We start from the raw sequence: 25,932 nt of genomic DNA, 5'->3' as shown, positions 1-25,932 counted from the left end.
ATCTTTAATAGGCTTATAACATCACGCTAAAGTAGCAATAGAAATGTTCAACTTAACAAGTTGTCCACCAGTTATTGTTGCGACAGTATCAGGCCGTTCCTATTATAAAATAACAAATGTTTTGAAGTCGCTTGACTTACGTTATTTGTCATTATCACCTGAAGAAGCGGCGCTATCAACCGGGAAAATTATAATTACAACCATCGATGAATCCAAAATCGTAAATAGAGATAACATGTATTTGGATACCCAATTAGAAGAATTTCCTCTGTCCATAAAAGCGAAAATTCTACAAAATTGCATGGGCTACTTTGGTTCATCTAAAGAACAATTGATAATCGGAATAGATCCTGGAAAAAGGATTGGCATTTCTATACTGTACTGCTATTTCGAACTAGATAGAATAGTTTTGTCTTCGGTTAATTCCACAGTTGAAAAAATCAGCTTTGTTTTATCCTCAATCGAGTCTCCAACTAAAATAGTTAGAATTGGTGATGGAAGCTTGGCTCTATCTCACCAAATAGCTGGAATTCTAAAATCGTATTTCAAGGACGAGGTAATTATTGAAATTGTAGATGAGTATGGAACCTCAATAAGGCAAGGTACGGAAAAAAACCGAGGTGGGATACGTGATATTAGCTCTGCTAGAAAAATTGCTTTTAGAAAGGGGAAAATATGGAATAGTTGTAAATAACAGCCCAGCATTAAGTTATTAATACCGTCTAGTTAATTTTATTTCAGGCGAGGTTGGCCCAGCCTGGTTAAGGTACGAGCTTCCCAAGCTCGGGATCGCGGGTTCAAATCCCGCACTTCGCACTTTTTTTTGAGATTGATTTGAACCCGCTTGTCAAAATGGTGTACAAAAATTAATGTCGGATTCTTTCCGTTTGGTCTCCCACTATTTTACAGTCGACAAAAATGTTTCTATTACATTACCGACTTTCTCTGGATATTGATCTGGAACTGCATGACCAGCATCTTTTATCTGTACAAGCCAGGCTCCTGGAACTTTACTTGCAATGACTAAAGAGTTTTCATGTGGGACGTAGAGATTATCGTCTGTTCCTGCTATAACTAACAGAGGCTTGTTTATCTTTGCAAGGTCGTCACAAGCACCATTCCAGTCGGAAGCCACCCAAGCAAATCCAGCTTCCTTCTGATTGTTCAATGTTTCAGCGGAAAGACTAGGTTTCATTTCCTGGAATGTGATGTTTTCTGGAATCGCTGCAGATTCTGGGTGTAGTTTTATCCAACCCGGTCCTAATGAGGCCGTTACAAGCGACTTCATTTCATCCTGAGATACAGGTATATTATTTTGGGTTTTGTTTACAATACCTGCTTGTAATTTGTCAAACTCAGCAGGTCGAGGTATACCATCTTTCCCACCACAGGAACCCGCAATAAGTACAATGCTACTAACCTTATCAGGATGCGTAATTGCAAATTGTTGCGTTATGTATGTACCCAAAGAATATCCAAGAACGTTTGCTTGTTGTATTTTCAAAGCATCCATTAAACCCGCAGTATCATTACCAAGTAATTGTATAGAATACGGTTCGGTCCCTGCAGTGGTATTTCCGATTCCACGACTGTCAAAAATAATTACCGTATGATTTGACGCTAGTCTAGTTAGAAGGGCTGGATCCCATGCATCCATATTATCAGAAGCACCATTATGAAGTATCAAGGGATCTCCTTTACCAAACATTTTATAAGCCATTTCAATATCTCCAACATGGACTTTTTCTAATGGAATGTCTTGTATGTTTACCAAATTGTTAGTATTGGTGGAGTTGGCCTGAGTAGCATTTGTTTGACCGTCTACTATATTAGTAAAACCGTTGATCACAGTCATACTTGAGAAAATTAAAGTAGATAAAACCGCTACTATGAAAAGATGATCTTTTCTTATCTTGCTATTACTATACATAAGCACTTTCATTTGAGGAAGTATATAAAGAGGGTGAAGTCTTGTAAGAAGATTATCTTGGTCAAATTATCACTCTAATACCAAAAACTAGTGATAGAGGAATCGAAGGTTCTCTTCTCCAACAATAATCAAAGGGATTTAAATCCTCATGGTGAACCCGTTCACCATGCGACCTGGAAACCATGATATCAAATTAATTTATTGTGTTTTATGTAATCCTTTAGAATTTGTACAAAAAGAGATTTGAGTCTCATAAGTGGGGGATCTCAATAACATTTGCAGAGATATATCTGGTTTGCAGGCTAAAAAGCGTATTAATCTATAAAACCATGCTGCTCTAAACCGACTGTCCCTACATCAAAAAATCCACTCTATTATACTCACTATATCACATCATATAGTTGACATCTTCAGAATCAGCCTCGATTTCATTACCGTGCTTCTTGATTGACCTCTCTTGCGGGAGATGTGAGCCATTCATACATATCCTGTAATACATATTCTTCCATTTGATGACCACCTGAGGTTACCCATTGATTGCTAGGAATAAAATTATGCCCAAGATCTGGATAAACAATAATTTGATGGTCAGGATGATTTACTTCTGTTAATCTTTGTTGTAATAACAATGCTTGTTGAAGAGGGGTTTGACTATCATTTTGCCCTTCTAGGGTAAGTATACTAATATTTGAAGATACGTTCCCTATCATGCCGATGACGCTAGGGAGGGCAGAAAAAGATTTTCCAATACTAGGACAACCAATTACGCTTACGCATTTGGCTGACAGCATTGAGGTATTTGGTGATGTATCATTTTCATATCCTCTTACAAGTGCAGGCTTTAGCACACCTTCAATACTAATCAAGTCATCACTCGTGTTGTTTTTTTGTTCAGGTAAAATATCGGTGCCATTATTACCGGTAACGTGAGTCGGGTTAAGAAGAAGTTGAGTTAGGTTTCCACCAACCAACTTTTGAAAGATAGGATCTTTTGATGCTTCCTTCACTGAGATCTGTCCAGGATGACCTTTATCTAATATGTTCTCAGCATAAAGAATAGGATTAGCGACTTCTTGGAAATATATAATATCAGTCCATTTTTCAGCTACTGGAGCCATTAGGACTATATTTCTGACTTTATCGGGGTTTTCGGCGGCAATTCTTGGAGGGAAGGTAATACCCTCACTGTGTCCAATCAAAGTAACCTTTTTAGTTGCATTTACTTCAGGTTGTTGTAATAGTACCTGATAAAGCCTTCTCAGCATCATGCTTCAGATTGTCAAATGTAAGATTGCCCCATGCATTACTATCTGATATCGTGAGATACGACCCCACACCCCTCTTGTCATATTTAAGAACGGCAAATCCTCTCTCTGCGAGATACTCAGCTAGATGTCCATAGAATATTACCTTGCCATATGACGGTGTAATTACTGAACCAGCACCAGCGCCCGGAAAGATAATTACACCAGGGTATGGTCCTTTTCCAATAGCAGGAAAAATCAATTGAGCGTTGGTCTTTAATCCATTATCAAGATCAATAGTCAGATTTCTATATTTGACCGTTTGAATATCATGTTGTGCCAACGCATTCTGAAACACAGACGAACCAGACGATAATAAATAAGTCACTAAAATTAAAAATGTACCAAAAAATATTCCAAAAACTATTAAGGGTTCTCGCTTAAATCTTATTAAAAGCAATAACATTAGTAATAAACCCTCTATATATAAACAAACAATGATTTTTAGAATAAAAGTCAGTCAACTTCGGTGAAAAACAAATCTTCATCCTTTCCGTATCATCTCCAATAGTATTCTTCTTGCTCAAATCAAAAATAATCCGGAAAGGATCTTTAAAATGAGTAGGATCTCGTGGTCCTTTATTTTATTATCGGGATTTGAACTTTACAATAAAACGGAGGGATCGCGGGTTCAAATCCCGCACTTCGCACTTTTTTTTGAGATTGATTTGAACCCGCTTGTCAAGATGGTGTACAAAAATTAATGTCGGATTCTTCTTTCCTGCTTGGTCACCTACTCTTTACAGTCGACAAAAATGTTTCTATTACATTACCGACTTTCTCTGGATATTGATCTGGAACTGCATGACCAGCGTCTTTTATCTGTACAAGCCAGGCTCCTGGGATTTTTTCTGCAATAATTAAAGAATTAGCAGCTGGTATAGTAACATCTTCAGTTCCAGTCATTACCAAGGTAGGTTTGGATATATTTGGAAGCTGACTGCATACACCACTCCAGTTGGTTGACTTCCAGTTTTGTACTATATTGTTCTGCTGTAAATAAGTATCAAGAGTCATACCAGAAGGTAGCAAATCTTTGGGGTTTGTTGGAATGGTTTCAAGGAGGTTGGGATGCAGTTTGATCCATGTTGGTCCGTAGCCGAGAGATACAGCCGTTTTTATTTCCTGTGGTTCTATTGAAGTGTTATTTACAATACTACTGAGGAACTTCTTAGCCAGTTCTAAATCTGCAGGGGTATTAGGTATATTCTCTTTCCCACCACATGTTGAAGAAACAAGTACAAGCCTGTTGACCTTCTCTGGATGAGTAAGAGTAAGCTGTTGAGCTATAAATGAGCCCATAGAATGTCCCATAACATCTGCTTTTTGAATCTTCAGAGCGTCTAGTAAACCAGCTGTATCGTTTGCAAATTGCTGAATTGAGAATTGTTTTGTACCAGCAGTTGTATTTCCAACTCCACGATTATCAAATATTATTACAGTATGATTTGAGGATAGTTCTCTTAAAATAGTTGGTTCCCAGTCATCCATAGACCCACCAACACCCTGAATAAGCAAAATAGGGTCGCCATTACCAAACATCTTGAATGCCATTTCAATATCTCCAACATGGACTTTTTCTAATGGAATGTCTTGTATGTTTACCAAATTGTTAGTATTGGTGGAGTTGGTCTGGGTAGCATTTGTTTGACCGTTCACTGTATTAGTAGAACCGTTGATCACAGTCATACTTGAGAAAATTAAAGTAGATAAAACCGCTACTATGAAAAGATGATCTTTTCTAACCTGTCTTTTCTTATACACAAACAAATTCACTCGAGGAAGTATATAAAGAGGGTGAAGTCTTGTATGAAGACTACCTTGGCCAAATTATTGCTCTCTCTATAACTAATTACTAAAGACAGAGCGATCGCAGGTTCTCATCTTTTATTTTCGGGATTTGAACTTTACAATAAAGCGAAGGGATCGTGGGTTCAAATCCCGCACTTCGCACTTTTCTTAATATTGATTTGAACCCGCTTGTCTATATTGCGTACAAAATTAATATCCGATTCTTCTTTCCGCTTGGTCTCCCACTATTTTACAGTCGACAGGAATGTTTCTATTATTTTACTGACTTCCTCTGGATATTGATCTGGAACTGCATGACCAGCGTCTTTTATCTGTACAAGCCAGGCTCCTGGAACTTTACTGGCAATGACTAAAGCATTCTGATGAGGTTCGTACTGGTTATCGTCAGTACCTGTTATAACCAACAGGGGCTTGTCTATCTTTGCAAGGTCGTCACAGACACCGCTCCAGTTTTTTGCTTCCCAGGCCACACCCAAGTTGTTTTGATTGTTCAATGTATCAGGAGAAAGACCGGGCTTTGTTGATGCTAGTGTCATATTTTCTGGAATATCAAGCGATTCAGGATGCAGTTTTATCCAACCAGATCCTAATGATGCAGTTACGAGAGCTTTGAAATCTTCTTGAGGAACGGTTACATTATTTTGAGATTTGTTTACAATATCAGCCTGCAATTTTAAAAACTCAGCCGGTTTAGGTATACCATCTTTACCACCACAGGAACCAGAAATAAGTATAATGCTACTAACCTTATCAGGATGTGTGATTGCAAATTGTTGCGTTACGTATGTACCTAGAGAATGTCCAAGAATGCTTGCATTTTGTATTTTCAAAGCATCCATTAAACCCGCAGTATCATTGCCAAGTAACTTTACAGAATACGGTTCGGTACCTGCAGTGGTATTTCCTATTCCACGACTATCAAAAATAATTACTGTGTTATTTGACGCTAGTCTAGTTAAAAGGGCTGGATCCCATGCATCCATATGATCAGAAGCACCATTATGAAGTATCAAGGGATCACCTTTGCCAAACATCTTGTACGCCATTTCAATATCTCCAACACGGACTTTTTCTAATGGAATATCCTCTGTATTTACTAAGCCCGTAACATTTGTGGAGTTTGCTTGGGTAGCATTTGTTTGACTATACGCAACATTAGTAAAACCGTTGATCAAAGTTGTACTTGAGAAAATTATGGTAGAAATGAATACTACAATGAAAAGATAATCTTTTCTTACCTGTCTACTATTATTCATAACCAATTTCACTCGACGGAGTATATAAACCAAATCGAGTCTCAGATGAGAAATGGCGGGTTCAAATAGAGCGATTCATCCCTGATCCCGAGCAATGATCACCATTTGACACTATTGAACTAGTCCTCTAATTGCTATTCACAACTTCAAGACTCTTGACTTCGTTCCAATATTTTTCAAATAGAATCTCTTGAATCATTACATTATGCTCTTCATTTGAAAATGAGGCAACTATTTCATTTTGTTGGTCATATTTTATTTGTAACACATATCTATTATCACTTAACATTATGAATTCATTAAATTCGCCTAACTTGTTACTATATCCAAATTGCATTGGATTATCTTTGTTTGTTTCATTTATTTGAGCAATATGACTCATTAAATGTTCGTCAATATCGTCGGTTAGAATTTTAATTGTTATACCCCTTCTTAGTAATGAGTCGAAATTATTTACAAAGTTGTTCTTGTTAAGAATAGTATAAATTAATTTGAAAGACGAAAATATTAGTAATTCTTTTTCACATTGCTCTGTTAGAGAATCTATTTCGTTATGAATTTCTTTATGATTTGTTAAAATCCTCTGATAATTCAATTTATCACGATATTCTATCTCTTTTAATCTGTTTGCTATTGGAGTTGCAATTTCCCATAATCTGTTAAATAGTGCTTGTTGACTATCTACTAGGGCTTTAGTATTACTAAATAACGCCTGAGCAGGAGGTTCATTTTCCTTGTGAAATATTTGCACCATGTAAGCCCTGTTATCTAATATGGCAAAGTTACTTCTTATATTATCAATATGTTTTATTTCGTGATACTTGAATGATTTTACAGACTCCATGTTTTCTTTTGTTATTTCAACAATTAGCCTAAATTTGATACCCCTTTCTTTAGCATGTTTTTCAGCAAAGAGTATACCAACTTTATAAAACTTCCATAAGAAATCCAGCATTATCTTATCCCATACTATATCAAATCCTCTTTCTGTGTTATTAATAGCATCTATACCCATTTCTAACATTTTATCTGATTCAAAAATGACGTCTGTAACTTCTGGATGATAGGCTTTTGACTCCTTTAATTGCCTAAAGGTTGAATCATCCACTGTATTGTATCAAAACTCCATTTTATTAAAAAGTTGTTATTTATAGTATTATTTTGTAGGATTTAGGTTTAATCATAATAATAGTGTTAATATTTAATTTTCAATTGAGTTTGGTATGAATCATTGAAAGAATTTCTATTTTCGCGGGTTCATTTTCCACTATTTTCAGGATTCGAACCTAACAAAGCAAAGAGCGGGTTCAAATCCCGCACTTCGCACTTTTAACGCGGGATTTAACCCTTGAATTCTAAAATCTCATCGAAAGCATTGTTCAGAATTTTTGTGTTCTAACTATCTTACTCAATGTTTTTAATTGTCTATCATTGTTTGGTAGACCTCGTAAAAAATTCAAATGGTCAAACCCACCTTCCATAACCATGATAACTTCAGACCATAGAAAATTTACATGGAATGGCATATGATCTACAGGTTACAACTTTGATATCCACATTGGATATGGTAACTATACTCACTGTTATTATGGCGTTTGCAGGGGCCGAATTAAATCATGTTTTATTAAATCATCAAATAGTTCAGCATTATGGAATTCAGAGTAGACTAGTAATATATAGACATGGTAACAATCAGATCACCTATTCAATATATTCCAATTAAATTCGTTAATCAGATACAAACCAGAACGCAATATTTAATTCTTATATAAATTTGATCTATAACAAATTTATCAAATAGATATTATACAGAAATGAGATTACGATTGTAACAGAAATATGCATAGTGATAATTCAAATCGAAAATTATCTGCTAAATCGTTAATGTTAGTGTCCTTGATACTTATCGTATCTGTTTCCATGTTTAGTTCACCCTCATTATCTAGTTTAATGTATTCTCTCCCCAGTCCCTCTTCACAATTAAGATTACAACAGGCATTTGCTCAAAATGGGGAGGGCAATGATGAAAGCGATAGCAGTAGTGAAAGCGATAGCAGTAGTGAAAGCGATAGCAGTAGTGAAAGCGATAGGAGTAGTGAAAGCGATAGGAGTAGTGAAAGCGATAATCCAGACTCTACGAACCCAACTGACTCTACACCACCACCACCACCAACCAGTACAGACTCTACAGCCTCGGCGGCCACTGATCCATCTTTATCTCCATCCCCAATAACTACAATCCCACCAACATTACAAAATCCCGCTACTCTAACCTATGACGATGACAATTCTTCATCTACTTCCTCGAATGATAATAATGGAGAACAAGAGTTGGATTGTGATGATATCTCTGATAGAGACTTCATAGTATCCTCTAATGATCCAAATGGATTTGATCAAGATAATGATGGTATAGGTTGTGAAAGCAACGGTGGAAATAGTAATGGAAATGTGACTACTCCTAATCCTGAGGGGAATGATGAAGGACCAGATGAAGACTGCTTGTTTAATCCTGATTTACCAAAATGTGCTTCTGTTGATGGAGAATGTCCTGCTGGATTCTTTCAAAATGAGGATGAACAATGTGTTCCAGATCATCGTGACGGCTGTCCAGATGGGTATCATAGTGTAGATGATGATGAAACTGGAAGATGTATTCCAGACTCAGATGGATGTCCAGAGGGAATGATATTTAGACCTGACGGAAAAACCTGTGGCTACAAGGACGATATATGCAAACAAAATCCCGATCTTGATGACTGTGTAGAAACACCTGACGAATGCGATAATAATAGAGATGATGATAGTGATGGCTTAACTGATTCTGAAGATCCAGATTGTGAACAACAACAATGCGACCCATCATATCCAAATAATTGCATCCCCTCCCCTCCGCCCTATCTCAACTGTGACCAAGGTGGAGACCTTGAGGATGACGAGGTTCCATACCATAACTTCAAGGTAAATGGGCCCGACCCCCATGGTTTTGATGGAAATGATAACGATGGTATTGGATGTGAAACAGATGATAATGGCGATAATGATAATGATAATAACGGCAATTCAGATGTGATCAGAGCTTCACAAGATACTTGCGATGATATTTCTGATACTATAGATCTATACCCTGGTCAACTAGATTCTGAACGTGTGAAAATTATTGCATATTTTGAGGACTGCAAATTAGATGAGGCCTCATTGAAGTTAAATCTCGTTGAAGATAATGATCTCAAACTAGTCGCTGCAAACTTTGAGGATGGTGAATCAGACGCCATAGAGGTTGAATTAGCGCCTGTGGATGATGGGGACTCTAATTCAAATAATTCACTATATGAAGCAACTATTTCTGGCACTCAGGAAGGATTAGACTTGGAAACCGGTGAATCTAGAACGATTAGCAACGTGAATGGAATAGTGTTATGGAATAATGGCGATAATCCAATACAATTTGCTGAAAATAATTCCATAGAATTTGACATTGATTTCGACTGAAGAAGTATCATGGTTGGAACCGATCTCTCCTTTATTATCTGATCCAACTTACTATCTTTGAATCAAGGCTTGGTGCGCCCGAAACAAATGAACAAACAGATCTTACGTTTCAATTGACAGTCACTAATGAAGAAGGTATATCGAGCGAACCTGATGAAGTGATAATAACCATAAATCCTGTTAATACTCCACCACCACCAAATGAAGACCCAAAGACAACTGGTGACTTTAGCAAAGGTATTATTCAGAATCCATTGAATGTGACAAACTCTATAGATGCTGCAAACCAGATAAAGAACTTACTGTCATATAACAATCCGAGAAATGACAGGTCGGTCTGTAATTTACTTGATGAACTAGGTAAAGAACAAATGTATAATGTCGGAAACTTGTTGAACTGCTAGAATGATGGAGAGTTATTAGTATGGAGATTGTTTCATTACTCTTCAATCTTATTGGCGAAAGAGGTCGAATCAAAACTTACGCGTATCAATACTGAGTATGCCCTGAAGATCTAAGGTCAGTTTGATAGCTAAACCATACATTCTTGATAAATTAATTAAAAGAATATTGCGAGGTTGGCCCTTTACGAAGTGGCGGGATCATATCACTATTAATATATTTTTGTTTTATGCGAAGGGATCGCGGGTTCAAATCCCGCACTTCGCACTTTTTGATTTTAGATGGAAATATTTTGAGAATTTGTATATTTTTAGTGCGGGAATTTGCTCCCTTGATCCCGAGCTTGAGAACCTCTAAACAAGATTGTTGACCAAAGTGTTGACTTCTCGATATTCTACGATTGACATTGTTGACATTTAACCTAAATTGTTGACATCCGCTCGTAAATTGTTGACGAAAAAGCTAAAGCTCAGTAAGACTTTCAAGACGTATGAATGAGCAAACCCAAACTCAAAGGAAATACGCTGAGTGGAAGAGTGTAACTGTTAGATTAAAAGAAAATGAATTAGCTATTTTAAATAGTAAACTAAAATACAATGGATTTGATACATTCAGTCACTTTGTTCATACCTGGATTAAAGGGGAATATCCTAAACATGAAAATAACGAACAAGTTAAAAATCTCATTGAAAGAATTAGGGATAGAGGTATAAAAGATCCACTAACTGGAGAATTTAATCCTACTTTTTATAGAAGTGTGGACTCTACAGACCTGCTAAGAGATTTATCAAAAAGATATGCATATCCAAAACACGCTAAGGACTTGGTAAGATAGTTCGAAAGATATGTGGCGATATTCTTTACTAAGCCTTATATATTTCAATAAGTAGTCATAGTAATGGATACTAAATCAAAGATATTTGTGATGGTTTTAACTATCACATCATTGGCGATGGCTCCCTCTTTATTTAATGTAAACTCTGCAGCCGCAGTAACACATTGGTGTGAACAACAGGGAAAGTCTGGTAATTGGATAAACGGATGTAAAGAAGGATGGTCAAGTCATGATAAATGTGAAAAATACAGCCCTGTCGGCGATACAAAGGAAGAAGTTGAGGGATTCAAAGCAGGTTGGAACCACGGTTCCTGCAAATAATTGGCATAAATCATTTTATTCATCTTCCTCTTTTTGTTAAATTATCACGATGAATCTATATATTTGTAATACATAATAAAGCGTTGTTAATTTAACGATAAATCATAGTTTGAAGATGCTCTATTCCTGATATGTTTGGTAAAAGAAATAGAACACCTTTAGAATACATTGGTTATGGTCTTTATTTGTATTTTCTGGGCCTGTCATTAAGAAACGTTGTCAGAGCACTCTTTTCTACAAGAGTTAAAAGAAGTCAATATTTTTAAATCCCGCACTTCGCACTGATTTTAGTCATTTTATGCGGGATTTTCACCAATGGGTTAACATATTGGTTAACCTTTTTTAAATACGCTCGTCAGTGGGTTAACTATAGGCATTTTAGGTTATAGAGGAATAAGAAAGAATGTTACTAAAGGATGAAAAATTAGGAAACAAACCAGTTTAGTCCAAATTATTGTTTAAGATCAACATGACATTCTTAGTTAAATTTATTCTGTTATTAGTTTAAAGCCCCTAAATCATTTAAATCCCCGTTTTAATCTCTAATAATCGTACTATTATTTGAAGAACGCTCGATAGATTTTTCTGACCTCTATACTTTAAATTGGCCCCGAGGAGGTAATTCCTGGAGCGCCCAAGCGTTGCCATCTGGATCATTAAAATAAACGAACTTCCCCCAAACTTGAGTATCGACATCAGTAACATTCACTCCACGTATTTTAAGCTCATCATGAGCGGCTTGAGCATCCTTGACTACTATTTGTAAACCCTTAATGCTACCTGGTTTCATATTGTCAGCTATACCAATCCCAAAACAGATTGAACAGGCAGAGCCTATAGGTGTCATTTGAACAAAACGTAGCTTCTCGTTCACTGTATGGTCATGGTCTAAATTAAAACCTACTTTATCTTTATAAAAATCACGTGCACGATCCACATCAGTTACCGGAATTGCAATCAATTCAAGTTTCATTTCCATCTATAATCACTCATCATTATATGTAAAAGATACAATACTCAAAAAATACTGCTCGGTCAGTGAGTTACATGAATACATATCCATGAATGTCTAATTCATTTCCATGAATATAAATATAAAGATATGGCGGAAATGAATGTAACAAGAGAAGATACGAATATTCAATAGATTTAGAATTACTCATTCCTTTTTAGATTTTAGATATAATTTTCTGATGTTCTGTAGACAAGTTAGGCGAAGTGCGGATAATCATAATAGAGGGATCGAGGGTTCGTTTTAATAGTAATAAAGGGATTTGAACTGGACAAAACAATAAACGGGTTCAAATCCCGCACTTCGCACTTTTTGTATACTCAATGAATTATTTGGCAGGTGTGATTTTTTTATTCATGATTGAGATGGTTTTTAGTTTTTTTGACAATCTATGTCAAAATAATACAACTACCTTATATAACATACTGTGTAATAATAGGTATGACTAAAATACAAACTCAAATTAAAATAGATGCACCTGTTAACACTGTTTTTGAATATTATACAAATCCAGACACTATTAAAGAGTTATGGCCAAGTGACATTTTAAAAGAATCAGAAAATGAATCTACCAAAAAAAGCGAAGAGGGTTCAGAAATGATAGTGACAGGCGAATATATGGGTAAAGAAGATGAAATGATCTTAGAAGTAGTTAAAAATGAACCGAATAGAAGGCTAGTTACAAAACAAACAGAAGGGCCATTTCAAGAATGGGAGAGCACTCAAGAATTCCAAAGCAATGGAAATAATTCTACGAATGTCAATCATACTATAAACTATAAATTAACAACTATCGGAAAGATTTCCAACTTCTTGACAGGAGGTCAAGCAGAAAATAAAATAAGAGAGGGGGCATATCAGGCTGCTCTAACGGGAAAACAAAAATTAGAATTAAGGTAATGTTTAGATCGTATTGCCATCTTTATTTTGAAGACATGATTTATCAATGTCTCTAGTAGAGGCCTTCATTTTTTGACACAGTAAGCTGTTTCCTTGCAAAACACTACTGTCTCCAGAAACAACCTGCGCTTTATGTTCAAGAGAATTGTAAATTAATAATCATATTTATGAGGCTTTCGTTAAAGAGAAACCCTTTAACTACAATCATCAGTGAGAAGATGTATTTGGTGGAATGTAGTTTGTTATAGGAGAACCATGGTGATGAATAAGTGACCACTCGCAATTTGATTCCATTCTTTCAAATACATTGGTAGCAATCACACCCGTCCTAATCACTCGACCGCTATATAGATCTTTTGTTTCTATGTTTTCTATACATACAACTACTGAAATTTTATTATCAAAGATCTTAATTTTTGTGTTTGTGATTGTAAACCTTATCATCTCTGTGTTGCTGAATATTGTTGTCCAGCTTTCTCTTATTGCCAACCAACCAGTAAATAAATCCCACCCTGGATGTATGCAAACGACATTTTCATCATGTTTCCATATCTTGTCCATTGATTCGATAGATAGGTTTTCAAAAGCACGGTAAAACCTTATGTTAGCTTGATTTACCTCTTCACTTGCAATTCCATTATCTTTTTGCATTTAACAGATGGTTCTCCTAAAGCATATTATTTACAGGTTGCATGATTGGGCGCGACCCTGTAAACTTAATGTAATTTTTCAAATGCTTCCCAGTATTTCATATCGATTAAGATGAATCGTTTCAGAACAAAGGGTCATAAATCGTGCTCAAAATACACGGAATCTTGTCTATATTGCCTCGTTTAGTCCAGTGACAACTCAAATTTACTCTTTTTCAAATACTTAAGTTAACAGGGCCCATTGATTAAAGCAATGAATTATTACATTATTTGATTTTTTATAGCACCTTTATTGTAGGACCAAAATCCAAACATTACGGGTTCAAATCCCGCATCTCGCACTTCTTTGAGAATGATTTGAATCCGCTTATCTACAAATCTGTCTACCTAGTTTCTGTTTTCTAATCAATCGGTCTCACGCTAAATGAAAATGGTAAATTTATTATTGGTATTGTAAAACTTCCCACTCTGATATCTGGATGAAATACTCTTGATAACTTTGTTCAATGTTGTATCTGTTATATAATATGATGAACATACAATTTGAAAAAGATGAAGAAAATTTTAGTAATCGCGAGTTTTGTTCTGTCATTTGTATTGACAGCATCGCTAGTAAGTAATTCATTAGGCCAGACGGCATTAGCACAGGATTTGTCCACTCTTAAAGATGAGGCAACAAAGTTACTGACAGGAAATGATAATAGTCAAAGAACTAATAATAGTTCAGTATCAACAACAAATGATTCTACCTCATCCGACTCATCTCTAACAGAAAAAGCAACCGGCATATTAGGTGGATTATTAAATTAGAACACCATAAAATTCCATAATGAATTTAATTTACCTTAAATCATTTTTATTGTCTTTCAAAGGTTTCTATGCAAATCCGCATCTTATCTAGTCCAATGACCTTATTATAACATTAGAGGGTTAATGTTGAGAGCATCGAGATTATCATTTAATAATTGTTAGTGGGTTCAAATAAAGGCGGTTCGTCCTTGATCCCGCGCAAAGATCAATACTATTAGCGCATCATTGCGTTCAACATTTTGTCAATCCTTGTTTTAATGACCTTCAATTATTGAATCTAAAACTATCTAATTATTGCTAATGACTGTAAGACTCTTGACTTCATTCCAATATTTTTCAAATAGAATCTCTTGAATCATTACATTATGCTCTTCATTTGAAAATGAGGCAACTATTTCATTTTGTTGGTCATATTTTATTTGCAAGACATACTTGTTATCGCTTAACATTATAAATTCATTAAATTCTCCCAACTTGTTGCTATACCCAAACTGCATCGGATTATCTTTATTTGTTTCATTTATTTGAGCAATATGACTCATTAAATGTTCATCAATATCGTCGGTGAGAATCTTAATTGTAATACCTTTTCTTAGCAATGAGTTAAAATTATTTACAAAGTTATTCTTGTTAAGTACAGTATAAATTAACTTGAATGACGAAAATATTAGTAATTCTTTTTCACATTGTTCTGTTAAAGAATCTATTTCATTATGAATTTCTTTGATTTGTTAAAATCCTCTGGTAGTTTAATTTATCACGATATTCTATCTCTTTTAATCTGTTTGCTATTGGAGTTGCAATTTCCCATAATCTGTTAAATAGTACTTGTTGACTATCTACTAGGGCTTTAGTATTACTAAATAACGCCTGAGCAGGAGGCTCATTTTCCTTATGAAATATTTGCACCATATAGGCTCTGTTATCCAATACAGCAAAGTTACTTCTTATATTATCAATATGTTTTATTTCATAATACTTGAATGATTTAACAGACTCCATGTTTTCTTTCGTAATTTCAACAATTAGTCTAAATTTGATACCCCTTTCTTTGGCATGTTTTTCAGCAAGGAGTATACCAACTTTATAAAACTTCCACAAGAAATCAAGCATTATTTTATCCCATACTATATCAAATCCTCTTTCAGTACTATTAATAGCAACTATGCCCATTTCTAACATTTTATCTGATTCAAAAATGACATCTGTAACCTCTGGATGATAATGTTTTGACTCCATTAACTGTCTAAATGTTAAATCATCCACTATTGTGATGAGTTGCATTTTATTAAAAACTTGCTATTTAGAGAATTCTTTTGAAGATTTAGGAATAAGTATATCATTAACAAAATATTTGGCTTTCACTTAAATATCGTATGAATTAAATCGAAGGGTTTTCTACTCGCGGGTTCAAATCCCGCACTTCGCACTTTTTTATGATTGATTTGAACCCGCTTGTCTATATTGCGTACAAAATTAATATCGGATTCTTCTTTCCGCTTGGTCTCCCACTATTTTACAGTCGACAAGAATGTATCTATTATTTTACCGACTTCCTCTGGATATTGAGCTGGAACGGCATGACCAGCGTCTTTTATCTGTACAAGCCATGCTCCTGGAACTTTACTTGCAATGACTAAGGCATTCTGATGAGGATTGTACTGGTTATCATCTGTACCTGTTATGACCAACAGAGGCTTGTCTATCTTTGCGAGGTCGTCACAGACACCGCTCCAGTTCTTAGCCTCCCAACCCCAGCCAGCATCTGCCTGATTGTTCAATGCTTCAGCGGAAAGACCGGGCTTTGACCCTAATAAGGAACTGTTTTCTGGAATAACAGCAGATTCAGGATGGAGTTTTATCCAACCAGATCCTAATGATGCAGTTACGAGAGCTTTGAAATCTTCTTGAGGAACAGTTATATTATTTTGAGTTTTGTTTACAATATCAGCCTGCAATTTTAAAAACTCGGGTGGTTTAGGTATCCCATCTTTACCACCGCATGATCCAGCAATAAGTATAATACTGCTAACCTTATCAGGATGCGTAATTGCAAATTGTTGAGTTGTAAATGTACCTAAAGAATATCCAAGAACGTTTGCCTGTTGTATTTTCAAAGCATCCATTAAACCAGCAGTATCATTACCAAGTAACTGTATTGAATATGGTTCGGTACCTGCAGTGGTATTTCCTATTCCACGACTATCAAAAATAATTACTGTGTTATTTGACGCTAGTCTAGTTAAAAGGGCTGGATCCCATGCATCCATATTATCAGAAGCACCATTATGAAGTATCAAGGGATCTCCTTTGCCAAACATCTTGTACGCCATTTCAATATCTCCAACATGGACTTTTTCTACTGGAATATTCTGTAGGTTAACCAAGTTCGTAGTAGTATTGGTGGAGTTGGTCTGGGTAGCATTTGTTTGACCATTTACTATATTAGTAAAACCGTTGATCAAAAGTTGTACTTGAGAAAATTAGAGTATAAATGAATACTATAATGAAAAGATAATCTTTTCTTACCTGTCTACTATTATTCATAACCAAATTCAATCAAGGAAGTATATAAAGAGGGTGTAATCTTGTAAGAAGATTATCTTGATCAAATTATCACTCTACGACCATAACTAAAGATAGAGGGATCGCTGGTTCTCTCTCTAAACAATTGGATTTGAACTTACCAAAGCGTTAAGCGGATTCAAATAGAGAGGTTCATACTTAATCCCGAGCAAAGATCAAATTATTTGCTTAGTTCATCAGATTTTCCTATGCTATCCAAATATAGGAATCCCAGCTACATGATTGTCAACCTAATTGTTGTGTATAACTTCAAGACTATTAACCTCATTCCAGTACTTTTCAAAAAGGATTTCCTGAACTAATACATGGTTTTTATCATTTAAAAACGATATTTTATATTGATTTAGATCTGCGTAAGTCAACTCAAGGGCCTTATTATCAGTAATCAAAACAAACTCATCAATATTTCCAAGTTTGGTAGAATATCCTATTTGAAAATGATCATGGGTCTTTCTATGTGCTTCATTTGTAATTTTATTTAGTTGGTAAATTAGTGATCTGTTATATCCATCCGTTAATAATTTGATTAATACTCCTTTTCTATACAACAATGAGAGTTTTATCCAAAAAAGGTCATCATCTGCAAAATAGTCTAGCATTTTAATTGATGAAAGGATAAGCAGTTCCCTTTTACTATGATCAAGAAAAGTCATAATTTCGGTTCGGGCATCGACAAAATTAACTAATATTTTATGAAATTCAGGCAGCTGTTCATTTTCTAACTGTCTGTTCCTTTCACTTAACGGTATTCCTAGTTTCCAAATCTTGTCAAATAGCATTTGTTGTTTCTTAACTAAGGATATTGAATTACTGAAAAAAGCCTGTTCAGGTTTTTGACCATCTTCATGGAATACCCATAACATGTAAGCTCTCTCGTCCATTATACCAAAATTAGTTCTTATATTGTCAAGATGCCTTATTTCATAGTATTTTATGTTGTTGATGAATTCTATATTTTCAGGAGTAGTCTCGACTATAAGCCGTATCCTTAGACTTGTTTCTTCAATTAACTTTTCCAATACATCAAATCCTTCTCTTAGATAATTAAAATGAAAATCGAATATCTTTTTGTCCCAAATTGTATCGAATCCTATATTTACTACATCAACTGAATTTAAAATTAATTTCTCCATTTGATTAGCATCATAAATTACATCAGTTACTTCAGGGAATGATTGACCTGACTCCATCAATTGTTTGAATGTCGCATCTTCCAACTATTTCTAATATATGTATTTGCTAGATTAAAAACGTCTTGGTCATTATATCCCAATATCCAAAATATCTCTATTAATCTGATGATTTCCCGTAAACAAGAGGGAAGCATATCAATTGTGATTTGAACCTCATCCTATCCAAAATATCGATGTGAAAATATAAGAGTTTTTATTTCAATGGTTTTTAGTATTTTTGTCTTTTTACACTATGATGGTTTTATAAAACATGATTCATGATTTCGCGGGTTCAAATCCCGCACTTCGCACTTTTAATGCGGGATTTGTTATCAATAAATAAAGATTTTAGCGAACTTAATCTAAGTCTATTGTGACAGTACTCCTCCTTTATTGAAAGGAACCTTGGGTGATGTTTGGGGGTTCTCTGCTACTCCATCTTTAGGAAAACCAGAATTGTCATTTGGTGAAGTTGGGGGCTGTTCTAAAACTCCGTCATCGTTTTTAGGATTATCTGTATTCATCGATGGGTCGATATAAGAAGTACAAAGCATGTAATCTCCTGTAGATGTATCAATCTGACAAGTCATACACTTATTACTTGCAGGGTCACAACATGCTACTGTAAGAGTTTCTGGATCATTAGTACAATAACATTCATCATTTGTATAGATATCTCGGGGGCTAGCAGCAAATGCGTTCGATGATGTTAGCGTACTATAAATCAATACCACAGTTAATGTAGTTATAACACCGATCCTTACCATATCTCTGCTCTTTTTTGTATTTCGATAAATATTCTTTAGAAGTACATTAGTAAGATGACTTGCGTCTGATGATGTTTTTGTTTTTGATTGGATATATCTTGTATTATCCATAATGTTCTGTCAATGGAGAAGAAGTAAATAAGATTGATTGACAAGTTCTAAAACCCTTATAGTCTTATAACTTTAGATAGGATAATAATGAATTTAATATGAGAAAAGGCTAAAATCTTATAAATATTTAATTTGTTATTAACCCTTTTTTAGTGTGTGACAGAAACGGGTTCAAATAAAACGGTTCATACTTGATCAAGAGCAAAGATCACTCCATTCAACACTATTGAACTAGTCCTCTAATTGTTATTCATAACTTCAAGGCTTTTTACTTCATTCCAATGCTTTTCAAACATTAATTCTTGAATCAATACCTTGTGTTCCTCATTTGAGTATGTTGCAATAAAGAACCAAATCAACAATACACCTTGAAACCAATTTCTTAGACCCCATGAATTATGAAAGATAATTGGCTAGTCTCTTTGCGATGTCTATTTTAATAAAAATATTCTAAAAATATCAGTATTCTTGAGAGAATATAATGTGCCCAGGTTCTAAATAAAAGAAAGAGAAATATCTATAAATATAAAATCAATTACAGTATCGTCATGCTTTTGCTATTCTACCATTAGTTTGATTATCTTCAATGTCAAAAAATGAAGTTTGACTTTGACCGGATCTAAAATTGTTGAGCAAATTGTCTCAATAGTTTACTTGATCATCATTATATAGTTTATTGATTGATGAATATACAATGAAAACAACCAAAATGATGCTTTTTAGTATCTCATTCGTTTTGGCAGCAATATTGCTTTCCTCAGGCAACGCATTAAGCCTCTCGTTTGCTCAATCCAACACTCTAAGCCAATCAAACGATGGCGGTGAAGACCAAACGAATACTGGCAATGATAACAACAACTCAGAGCAGCAGAATTATGATGATTTCCAGAGTTGTCTTAAAGAGAATGCTGGGACCACGGGATTCGCTACTGAAGGCCAAATAAGAGACTGTTTTGCCCCAATTTATATTGGCAGTAATAGTGATGACAGCAGTAATAGTGATGACAGCAGTAATAGTGATGACAGCAGTAATAATGACGACGATAATTAATTAAAGTAGTCATACTGGGAACCACCGGTTAAATAAAGTCAATTTATTTATTTTTTTTTGAAACTAAGAGCTATTTCGCCAAATGTTATTCTAAAGTTGAGACTCTTTCCAATCAGATATTTTTACACTCCCGATCGTTTGGAATATGATGGAAGGATGTTATTAAAATGGATTGCCTAACACTGATCTGTGTGTCTAATAGCCTATTGTCAGATTCCTCAATATGTTATCATATATAAATATCCAAAACAATTGTCAAGACTATGCTATTGAAGAAACTACAATAAAATAAAATTGTCGTATTAGAATAGTGAATGGAAGTAGTGCCAAAACAAATATAGACAAAACGTCTAGCAACTGTCATATAGTGATACTAAGATTATACTCAACATGTAGGGTCTAATCCTTCCATTCTAATTTTCGAGACCGTCATGATTTGTTAGATTCCCCGTTTCTATGACAGGGCTTCGAGTCCCTTTCCCGGTTTCAATATTGAAGTATGAATCATACTTTTATCTATCAAAGTTTAAACCCGTGAATGCAAGATCCGGATTGTGTTTGTAAAACATTATATTTTGAATTACTCATTCAAGTCATGTCTAAGTCTAATTATTACTAGATTCTAAAACTAATCGACCGACTTTTAAATTCATACTAAGCGATTCATCCTTGATACTGTGGAAAGACGTAGATTGAAATCCAAAATACTTTTCTATTACTTATCTTTATGCCAGTCAACTAGTAACTCGTTTAGAGGCGGTGGAGGCCCTTTTGAAAAATCTATTCCAAATGCTTCTTTTGCAAAGTCGCGAAACTTTATAGCCCATGGAAGAGTTGACGTAGCAAATTCTTTTAGAGTCTTGGCAGGATCTTCCGTTTCTAAACTAACTATTTCAAGATCAGGGGCACCACTACCTGGTGGACTATGCTGAATCCAAACCTGTTCACGAGTCACACCTGCAATCTTGTAAAATTCATCATGTTCTTTGCCATGACCACCATTTTCTTCTTCAAACTTTTTTGATAATTCCATTTTTCCTGGTAGTAAAGGCACAACCAAACAATAATTTACCATTTTATCGATTATCGTGAGTATTTATTTAAATATATCTCATAGTGCCAAAGGATTTAATGTCTGCTTTGGAGTTCAAATTCCACCTTAACTTTTTAGATAAGTGAAAAAAATATGGTTTATGAAATATTCTTATTGATTAAATACTGTACCGCTATTGATTTTGCTCGAATCAATGCCTCCATTTGAGCCATCCGAACTGCTTGAACCACTACCATCATTGAATGTTCCTCCTTCAATAATCTTGTCTGGATCAACAGTATTTGAGCCACCGGAATTGCTTGACTCATCATTACTACGCATCCCACCGCCATTTTTTGGATTAGTATTTTTGTTACCCTTAGGACTTTCTTCTCCAGCAGGTATACATCCACTAGGTGGGCTGGTATTTTTACAATAAGTACACCATGTTTTCATAGTGTCAAGGTCTATTGCACAGCATCTTACCACATCAAGATGATAGGTGCAAGAATAAGTACCCATTTTTCGTGCATCTGTATTACCTATGGTCATGGTGCTTATTACTATCATTGAAATCAATACTAATACTATCATGGAGATCGCTCTATTTTGATATTTTGTATTGTCTTAGACAAATCTAATAGGTCATGTAATTTTTTTATGCTTATTTTAACATGGCTAAGCCTTGTTCAACCATATCTTGTTTGAATATTTTTTTAATAAACTAAAGAAAACAATGACAGCCGCGGGTTCAAATAAAGCGGTTCGTCCTTGATCCCGAGTAAAGATCAGTATTATCAATGTTATTGGATTTATTAGTTGTTATTCATGATATCCAGGCTTTTTACTTCATTCCAATGCTTTTCAAACATTAACTCGAATCAATACCCTGTGTTCCTCATTTGAGTATGTTGCAACTAGTTTGTTGTTTGGATCATAGTTGACATGAAGCACGTGTTTACTATCAAATATTATGACCATTTCATTTATTTCTGCAATCTTATTCGTGTATCCGATTTGGATTGGATTGACTTGTGTTGACGCATTTATGGAAGCAATTTGTCTTGTCAAATATTCGTCTACATCCTCCATGAGAATTTTGATTGATGCTTCTTTTTTGGAGTATCTTTGGTAAATAATCAATAAATTTACCTTTATTTAGGATAGCAAAGAATTTTGTTGGATGAAAATATTGTCAGGTCCTTCTTACATGTTATGAGCAACGATTCTAACTCTCCTTGAATATTTTCAAAATCTGACATGGTTTTCTAAGTGTCTCTTTTAACTTCATACTCTAATTCTTTTATTCTTGTAGAAAATGGTATGGCCATACTCCACAATTCTTCAAACAATTGCATTTGTTCCTCTGCAAGGACTTTAGAATTACTAAAGTATGTCTGCAGAAATTCATCATTCTTTTTGTGAAGAACAAACGCCATGTATCCCTTCTCGTCACGGATGCCAAAATTTCCCCTCAATCCATCTAAATGTCTAATTTCTACGAAAGGTAAGGTATTAAGAAATCCTTCATTTTCTGTATTCACTTCAGTAATTAGTCTACATTTTATGCCCTTTCCTTTGATTCTCTGTTTTACTAATTCTAATCCTTCTACAAAATATTTGGAAGCCCATTTACACATTTCAGCATCCCAAACTGTGTTATATCCTAATTCGGTCGAATTCAATCCATCTGCGACCATTTCAAGCACTATCTTATAATCATGGATAACGTCAGTAATTACAGGATGATAATAATTGGACTCTTTTAACTGCTTGAGAGTTATTTCATCCACTATATTGTATTACTAGTCCATTTTATTAAAAATTTGTTATGCCTATGTCTCAAAGCAACTTCTTTAATTAAAAGTTACTTGAAAATAGGAGAATTAATGAACTATGACAGTTTCGTACTAAAGTGTTTGCAGCGGCATATTTTTATATCTTAAACATAATATTTAGATGAAACATTACGGGTATTCCTTCCTTCCCTCAAACCAAGGATAAAAGCTCAGAGATTCTTTATGGCGTCGAGAAAGCGGTGGGGAGGGGAATATATTTTATGGAAAACGTCAAAGAAAGGATGGATATATATTTTGACAAAAGTGCTCCATCAATTGTAGTAGAGATTAAAGAATATAGAGATGGATATCTAAATATTCGTAACAGGGGAGGGAAGATAAGGGCATTTACAGAGATTACAAAAGAAAATGTCGGTAACTGTAAAGATCTGATAAATCTTGTTGATGAACTCCGGCATCTAGATGGCGTTAGAGGTGGAGTTGCCGTCAGCGAGTCAGAATATATGGCTACCACAGTTCTTCAAGAAAGTACTCCTCTTACCCAAGTTATCTATAGCAATGTAAAAGAAGTGATTGAACAGGGTCAATATATCTTTGATACCTTATGGAGAACAGCAGTTCCAGGTGAGAAAAAAATAAAGGAAATCGAGAAGGGTATAATTCCTGAAGTCATTGAATCTATAAATGACCCTGTGGTCTTACAAAACAAACTCGTTGATCTTTTGAGGTCTGTAAAAGAGGAGATTTTAATTATCTTCTCTACCGCTAATGCTTTTCACAGACTAGAGCACAATGGATCTATACGAATTCTTAAAGAAATAACAGACTCTAACCCCAATGTAAAAATGAAAGTGCTGATACCTAAGGATAATGAAATAGAAGCAACATGTAAAGGTCTAGCCAACAATCTAAATATTCATTTTAGATTTATGGATCCGATATCTCAAGTATCAATTTTGGTGGTTGATAGAAGATATTCGATAGTTGTAGAGCTAAGGGATGATGCCAAGCATACAGTTGCAGAAGCAATAGGGTTTGCAACTTATTCTAATAGTTTACCCACTGTATTAACATATGCTGCAATATTCGACGTTATTTGGAAGCAAATAGAGTTGTATGAACAATTACAAGTCAATGACAGAATGCAAAAGGAATTCATTAATGTAGCCGCCCATGAATTAAGAACACCAATACAGCCAATAATTAATGTATCGGACTTTGTTAAAAGTAGAATAAAAGATCATGAACTTAGGGAATTTCTCGATATCTTAAACAGAAATGCAAAAAGATTAAAGAAACTATCCGAAGATATCTTAGACGTAGCAAAAATTGAAAGTAATTCTCTTACGCTCATTAAAGAAAATTTTACATTTAAGGAAATAATACCAGATATGATAAGAGATTATCAAAATTGTACTGATAATAAAAATATAAAAATCACATATGAAATCCCTGATACTTTGGTCGTTTTTGGAGATAAAAGTAGGATAAGCCAAGTTATTTCTAATTTGATTAGTAATTCAATAAAGTTTTCCTCCGACTTGGTTTCAATATCAATAAAAGCTGAAAGTAAGGTAATCAATATGCATAATGCAAGTAGTAAGGAAATGGTTATTTTGAAAGTAAAGGATGCAGGTGTCGGGATTGATAAAGAGATTTTTCAGAAATTGTTTACCACGTTTACCACTAACTCGTATCAAGGTATGGGTTTGGGATTGTATATCTCAAAAAAGATTGTTGTGGCACACGATGGAGACTTATGGGCAGAAAATAACAAGGATGATACAGGAGCAACATTTACCTTTACTTTGCCATTAAATAAGGATGGGTAGAGATGGTAGAGCATGATGGATCCATAGAATTGAGAAAGGATCCAAACTTTATAATTATGATATAACTCATTGTTCGTTTTTTGGAGTTGAGTTATAGGAACAGGCTGATCCATTTAACAAGCACAGTTCTACATGAATACCAAAATTGAAAACTACAACTACAATTAACTAATTATAAAATTTCAAGTGAGGTTTTTCTTATATATTGCTCCTATAGAATTTTCTAAAGTAGTATGAGAAACCTATCTTCTAAGATCAATGCTTGGAGAGGCTATTAATATATCGATATATCCAAGGAGGATCAATCGCAAGATAGTAATACTGACGAAGAGTCGACTGATAATAATGATCAATCGTCTGATACCCAATCCGAGCAAAACAATGCTTGTTCAAATGAAACAATTGAAGGGACTAGTTTAATTGATGAAAATGGTTGTCCCGGACCACGTCCTACTCTGGAGAATCAATCTGATGATGTACCAGAGGGTTGTCCAGTCCCTACTCAAACAACAACGACTGACTCTCAGGGGACAAGCACCGAATCTTCACAAGATCTGAAACTTCAAAATAACAATCAATTGCAACCAAATACTTTAAGTGGGAGTAGGGGACTTGGTGAGCGACCACTTGATAATCCTGCTTTGCTACTCCTATAAAAGGTGTACAAGAATTACCTAGTGACAGCACTCTTTTTACTGCCAACGGTTACCTAACAATAGCAACTGGAGCTGTCAATTTTACAGCTGATTATGGAAAAGCCATTAATTCCATATCTGTTTGTGTTCAGACCGAGGTAGATAATGGAGACAATACCATGACATCATATCTGGCAAATCCTCTTTGTCTAAAAGGTGGGA

27 protein-coding genes and 1 tRNA gene are annotated in these 25,932 nt (G+C 34.9%); 10 read left to right on the top strand and 18 right to left on the bottom strand.

Annotation, left to right across the window (positions count from 1 at the left end):
• Window positions 1-43: 43 nt before the first annotated feature.
• Together AAGU22_RS12530 and AAGU22_RS12525 are read left to right on the top strand one after the other, a co-directional pair.
• Window positions 44-694 carry a hypothetical protein gene (locus AAGU22_RS12530; protein ID WP_458719441.1) on the top strand — a complete coding sequence of 217 codons (651 nt, stop codon included), beginning with the start codon at window positions 44-46 and terminating at the stop codon, window positions 692-694.
• 47 nt (window positions 695-741) lie between these two features.
• A tRNA-Gly gene (locus AAGU22_RS12525) sits at window positions 742-816 on the top strand.
• An 82-nt stretch (window positions 817-898) separates the two neighbouring features.
• On the opposite strand, the gene AAGU22_RS12520 is transcribed toward AAGU22_RS12525, so the two are convergent.
• The 6 genes from AAGU22_RS12520 to AAGU22_RS12495 form a co-directional block, all read right to left on the bottom strand.
• On the bottom strand, window positions 899-1,930 hold the full coding sequence (locus tag AAGU22_RS12520; RefSeq protein WP_458719440.1) for an alpha/beta fold hydrolase: 1,032 nt from the start codon (window positions 1,928-1,930) through the stop codon (window positions 899-901).
• A 431-nt stretch (window positions 1,931-2,361) separates the two neighbouring features.
• Complete coding sequence (locus AAGU22_RS12515; protein ID WP_458719439.1) at window positions 2,362-3,198, bottom strand: prolyl oligopeptidase family serine peptidase; 837 nt, start codon at window positions 3,196-3,198, stop codon at window positions 2,362-2,364.
• Window positions 3,155-3,640, bottom strand: coding sequence for a hypothetical protein (locus AAGU22_RS12510; protein WP_458719438.1), 486 nt, complete (start codon window positions 3,638-3,640; stop codon window positions 3,155-3,157). The genes AAGU22_RS12515 and AAGU22_RS12510 overlap by 44 nt, the downstream gene beginning before the upstream one ends.
• Window positions 3,641-3,963: 323 nt before the next feature.
• Window positions 3,964-4,998, bottom strand: a complete 1,035-nt coding sequence (locus AAGU22_RS12505) for an alpha/beta fold hydrolase (RefSeq protein WP_458719437.1) — start codon at window positions 4,996-4,998, stop codon at window positions 3,964-3,966.
• Window positions 4,999-5,270: 272 nt separating this feature from the next.
• Entirely contained in the window at window positions 5,271-6,302 is a 1,032-nt protein-coding gene (locus tag AAGU22_RS12500; protein WP_458719436.1) for an alpha/beta fold hydrolase, read from the bottom strand.
• Between the two features lie 127 nt (window positions 6,303-6,429).
• Complete coding sequence (locus tag AAGU22_RS12495) at window positions 6,430-7,410, bottom strand: hypothetical protein (RefSeq protein WP_458719435.1); 981 nt, start codon at window positions 7,408-7,410, stop codon at window positions 6,430-6,432.
• A gap of 731 nt (window positions 7,411-8,141) precedes the next feature.
• Between AAGU22_RS12495 and AAGU22_RS12490 the strand changes: the two genes are divergently transcribed.
• From AAGU22_RS12490 to AAGU22_RS12475, 4 genes are all read left to right on the top strand, one after another.
• Window positions 8,142-9,794 (top strand): hypothetical protein, encoded by a 1,653-nt coding sequence (locus AAGU22_RS12490; protein ID WP_458719434.1) that lies wholly within the window; start codon window positions 8,142-8,144, stop codon window positions 9,792-9,794.
• 113 nt (window positions 9,795-9,907) lie between these two features.
• Window positions 9,908-10,198: a hypothetical protein gene (locus AAGU22_RS12485; protein ID WP_458719433.1), complete on the top strand. Its 291-nt coding sequence runs from the start codon at window positions 9,908-9,910 to the stop codon at window positions 10,196-10,198.
• Window positions 10,199-10,686: 488 nt separating this feature from the next.
• Window positions 10,687-11,031, top strand: coding sequence for a hypothetical protein (locus AAGU22_RS12480; RefSeq protein ID WP_458719432.1), 345 nt, complete (start codon window positions 10,687-10,689; stop codon window positions 11,029-11,031).
• A 63-nt stretch (window positions 11,032-11,094) separates the two neighbouring features.
• Window positions 11,095-11,352, top strand: a complete 258-nt coding sequence (locus AAGU22_RS12475) for a hypothetical protein (protein ID WP_458719431.1) — start codon at window positions 11,095-11,097, stop codon at window positions 11,350-11,352.
• A gap of 592 nt (window positions 11,353-11,944) precedes the next feature.
• On the opposite strand, the gene AAGU22_RS12470 is transcribed toward AAGU22_RS12475, so the two are convergent.
• The gene (locus AAGU22_RS12470) at window positions 11,945-12,331 is read right to left on the bottom strand and encodes a VOC family protein (RefSeq protein WP_458719430.1); all 387 of its coding nucleotides are present in this window, start codon (window positions 12,329-12,331) and stop codon (window positions 11,945-11,947) included.
• Window positions 12,332-12,805: 474 nt separating this feature from the next.
• Between AAGU22_RS12470 and AAGU22_RS12465 the strand changes: the two genes are divergently transcribed.
• A complete protein-coding gene (locus AAGU22_RS12465; protein ID WP_458719429.1) occupies window positions 12,806-13,264 on the top strand; it encodes an SRPBCC family protein in 459 nt (152 codons plus the stop codon).
• 207 nt (window positions 13,265-13,471) lie between these two features.
• Here the strand turns inward: AAGU22_RS12465 and AAGU22_RS12460 are convergent, their stop codons facing one another.
• A complete protein-coding gene (locus AAGU22_RS12460) occupies window positions 13,472-13,915 on the bottom strand; it encodes a nuclear transport factor 2 family protein (protein ID WP_458719428.1) in 444 nt (147 codons plus the stop codon).
• 551 nt (window positions 13,916-14,466) lie between these two features.
• On the opposite strand from AAGU22_RS12460, the gene AAGU22_RS12455 reads away from it, so the two are divergent.
• A complete protein-coding gene (locus AAGU22_RS12455; protein WP_458719427.1) occupies window positions 14,467-14,724 on the top strand; it encodes a hypothetical protein in 258 nt (85 codons plus the stop codon).
• A gap of 287 nt (window positions 14,725-15,011) precedes the next feature.
• On the opposite strand, the gene AAGU22_RS12450 is transcribed toward AAGU22_RS12455, so the two are convergent.
• The 5 genes from AAGU22_RS12450 to AAGU22_RS12430 form a co-directional block, all read right to left on the bottom strand.
• A complete protein-coding gene (locus tag AAGU22_RS12450) occupies window positions 15,012-15,323 on the bottom strand; it encodes a hypothetical protein (RefSeq protein WP_458719426.1) in 312 nt (103 codons plus the stop codon).
• A 112-nt stretch (window positions 15,324-15,435) separates the two neighbouring features.
• The gene (locus AAGU22_RS12445) at window positions 15,436-16,008 is read right to left on the bottom strand and encodes a hypothetical protein (RefSeq protein ID WP_458719425.1); all 573 of its coding nucleotides are present in this window, start codon (window positions 16,006-16,008) and stop codon (window positions 15,436-15,438) included.
• A gap of 227 nt (window positions 16,009-16,235) precedes the next feature.
• A complete protein-coding gene (locus AAGU22_RS12440; RefSeq protein ID WP_458719424.1) occupies window positions 16,236-17,189 on the bottom strand; it encodes an alpha/beta fold hydrolase in 954 nt (317 codons plus the stop codon).
• A gap of 351 nt (window positions 17,190-17,540) precedes the next feature.
• Window positions 17,541-18,527, bottom strand: a complete 987-nt coding sequence (locus AAGU22_RS12435; RefSeq protein WP_458719423.1) for a hypothetical protein — start codon at window positions 18,525-18,527, stop codon at window positions 17,541-17,543.
• A gap of 323 nt (window positions 18,528-18,850) precedes the next feature.
• Window positions 18,851-19,360, bottom strand: coding sequence for a hypothetical protein (locus AAGU22_RS12430; RefSeq protein ID WP_458719422.1), 510 nt, complete (start codon window positions 19,358-19,360; stop codon window positions 18,851-18,853).
• A 694-nt stretch (window positions 19,361-20,054) separates the two neighbouring features.
• Between AAGU22_RS12430 and AAGU22_RS12425 the strand changes: the two genes are divergently transcribed.
• Window positions 20,055-20,411 (top strand): hypothetical protein, encoded by a 357-nt coding sequence (locus tag AAGU22_RS12425; protein WP_458719421.1) that lies wholly within the window; start codon window positions 20,055-20,057, stop codon window positions 20,409-20,411.
• 715 nt (window positions 20,412-21,126) lie between these two features.
• Here AAGU22_RS12425 and AAGU22_RS12420 read toward each other — a convergent pair.
• From AAGU22_RS12420 to AAGU22_RS12405, 4 genes are all read right to left on the bottom strand, one after another.
• Complete coding sequence (locus AAGU22_RS12420; RefSeq protein WP_458719420.1) at window positions 21,127-21,486, bottom strand: hypothetical protein; 360 nt, start codon at window positions 21,484-21,486, stop codon at window positions 21,127-21,129.
• A gap of 129 nt (window positions 21,487-21,615) precedes the next feature.
• The gene (locus AAGU22_RS12415; RefSeq protein WP_458719419.1) at window positions 21,616-22,038 is read right to left on the bottom strand and encodes a hypothetical protein; all 423 of its coding nucleotides are present in this window, start codon (window positions 22,036-22,038) and stop codon (window positions 21,616-21,618) included.
• A 270-nt stretch (window positions 22,039-22,308) separates the two neighbouring features.
• On the bottom strand, window positions 22,309-22,587 hold the full coding sequence (locus AAGU22_RS12410; RefSeq protein WP_458719418.1) for a hypothetical protein: 279 nt from the start codon (window positions 22,585-22,587) through the stop codon (window positions 22,309-22,311).
• Window positions 22,588-22,712: 125 nt separating this feature from the next.
• Window positions 22,713-23,237, bottom strand: a complete 525-nt coding sequence (locus AAGU22_RS12405) for a hypothetical protein (protein ID WP_458719417.1) — start codon at window positions 23,235-23,237, stop codon at window positions 22,713-22,715.
• A 266-nt stretch (window positions 23,238-23,503) separates the two neighbouring features.
• On the opposite strand from AAGU22_RS12405, the gene AAGU22_RS12400 reads away from it, so the two are divergent.
• Window positions 23,504-25,075: a sensor histidine kinase gene (locus AAGU22_RS12400; RefSeq protein ID WP_458719416.1), complete on the top strand. Its 1,572-nt coding sequence runs from the start codon at window positions 23,504-23,506 to the stop codon at window positions 25,073-25,075.
• A gap of 498 nt (window positions 25,076-25,573) precedes the next feature.
• On the opposite strand, the gene AAGU22_RS12395 is transcribed toward AAGU22_RS12400, so the two are convergent.
• Entirely contained in the window at window positions 25,574-25,777 is a 204-nt protein-coding gene (locus tag AAGU22_RS12395; RefSeq protein WP_458719415.1) for a hypothetical protein, read from the bottom strand.
• Window positions 25,778-25,932: the final 155 nt, after the last annotated feature.

The organism is Candidatus Nitrosocosmicus sp. R (genome assembly GCF_054408505.1).
This window is presented reverse-complemented; position numbering and strand designations above follow the sequence as displayed.

What these genes read in the sequence shown, in the direction of transcription:
- AAGU22_RS12475 (WP_458719431.1), top strand. Translation starts at nt 11,095, where the DNA reads ATGGATACTAAATCAAAGATATTTGTGATGGTTTTAACTATCACATCA.
- AAGU22_RS12400 (WP_458719416.1), top strand. Translation starts at nt 23,504, where the DNA reads ATGGAAAACGTCAAAGAAAGGATGGATATATATTTTGACAAAAGTGCT.
- AAGU22_RS12425 (WP_458719421.1), top strand. Translation starts at nt 20,055, where the DNA reads ATGAAAACAACCAAAATGATGCTTTTTAGTATCTCATTCGTTTTGGCA.
- AAGU22_RS12460 (WP_458719428.1), bottom strand. Translation starts at nt 13,915, where the DNA reads ATGCAAAAAGATAATGGAATTGCAAGTGAAGAGGTAAATCAAGCTAAC.
- AAGU22_RS12520 (WP_458719440.1), bottom strand. Translation starts at nt 1,930, where the DNA reads ATGTATAGTAATAGCAAGATAAGAAAAGATCATCTTTTCATAGTAGCG.
- AAGU22_RS12445 (WP_458719425.1), bottom strand. Translation starts at nt 16,008, where the DNA reads ATGCAACTCATCACAATAGTGGATGATTTAACATTTAGACAGTTAATG.
- AAGU22_RS12470 (WP_458719430.1), bottom strand. Translation starts at nt 12,331, where the DNA reads ATGGAAATGAAACTTGAATTGATTGCAATTCCGGTAACTGATGTGGAT.
- AAGU22_RS12415 (WP_458719419.1), bottom strand. Translation starts at nt 22,038, where the DNA reads ATGATAGTATTAGTATTGATTTCAATGATAGTAATAAGCACCATGACC.
- AAGU22_RS12530 (WP_458719441.1), top strand. Translation starts at nt 44, where the DNA reads ATGTTCAACTTAACAAGTTGTCCACCAGTTATTGTTGCGACAGTATCA.
- AAGU22_RS12490 (WP_458719434.1), top strand. Translation starts at nt 8,142, where the DNA reads ATGCATAGTGATAATTCAAATCGAAAATTATCTGCTAAATCGTTAATG.
- AAGU22_RS12430 (WP_458719422.1), bottom strand. Translation starts at nt 19,360, where the DNA reads ATGGATAATACAAGATATATCCAATCAAAAACAAAAACATCATCAGAC.
- AAGU22_RS12500 (WP_458719436.1), bottom strand. Translation starts at nt 6,302, where the DNA reads ATGAATAATAGTAGACAGGTAAGAAAAGATTATCTTTTCATTGTAGTA.
- AAGU22_RS12420 (WP_458719420.1), bottom strand. Translation starts at nt 21,486, where the DNA reads ATGGTAAATTATTGTTTGGTTGTGCCTTTACTACCAGGAAAAATGGAA.
- AAGU22_RS12515 (WP_458719439.1), bottom strand. Translation starts at nt 3,198, where the DNA reads ATGATGCTGAGAAGGCTTTATCAGGTACTATTACAACAACCTGAAGTA.
- AAGU22_RS12455 (WP_458719427.1), top strand. Translation starts at nt 14,467, where the DNA reads ATGAAGAAAATTTTAGTAATCGCGAGTTTTGTTCTGTCATTTGTATTG.
- AAGU22_RS12510 (WP_458719438.1), bottom strand. Translation starts at nt 3,640, where the DNA reads ATGTTATTGCTTTTAATAAGATTTAAGCGAGAACCCTTAATAGTTTTT.
- AAGU22_RS12480 (WP_458719432.1), top strand. Translation starts at nt 10,687, where the DNA reads ATGAATGAGCAAACCCAAACTCAAAGGAAATACGCTGAGTGGAAGAGT.
- AAGU22_RS12465 (WP_458719429.1), top strand. Translation starts at nt 12,806, where the DNA reads ATGACTAAAATACAAACTCAAATTAAAATAGATGCACCTGTTAACACT.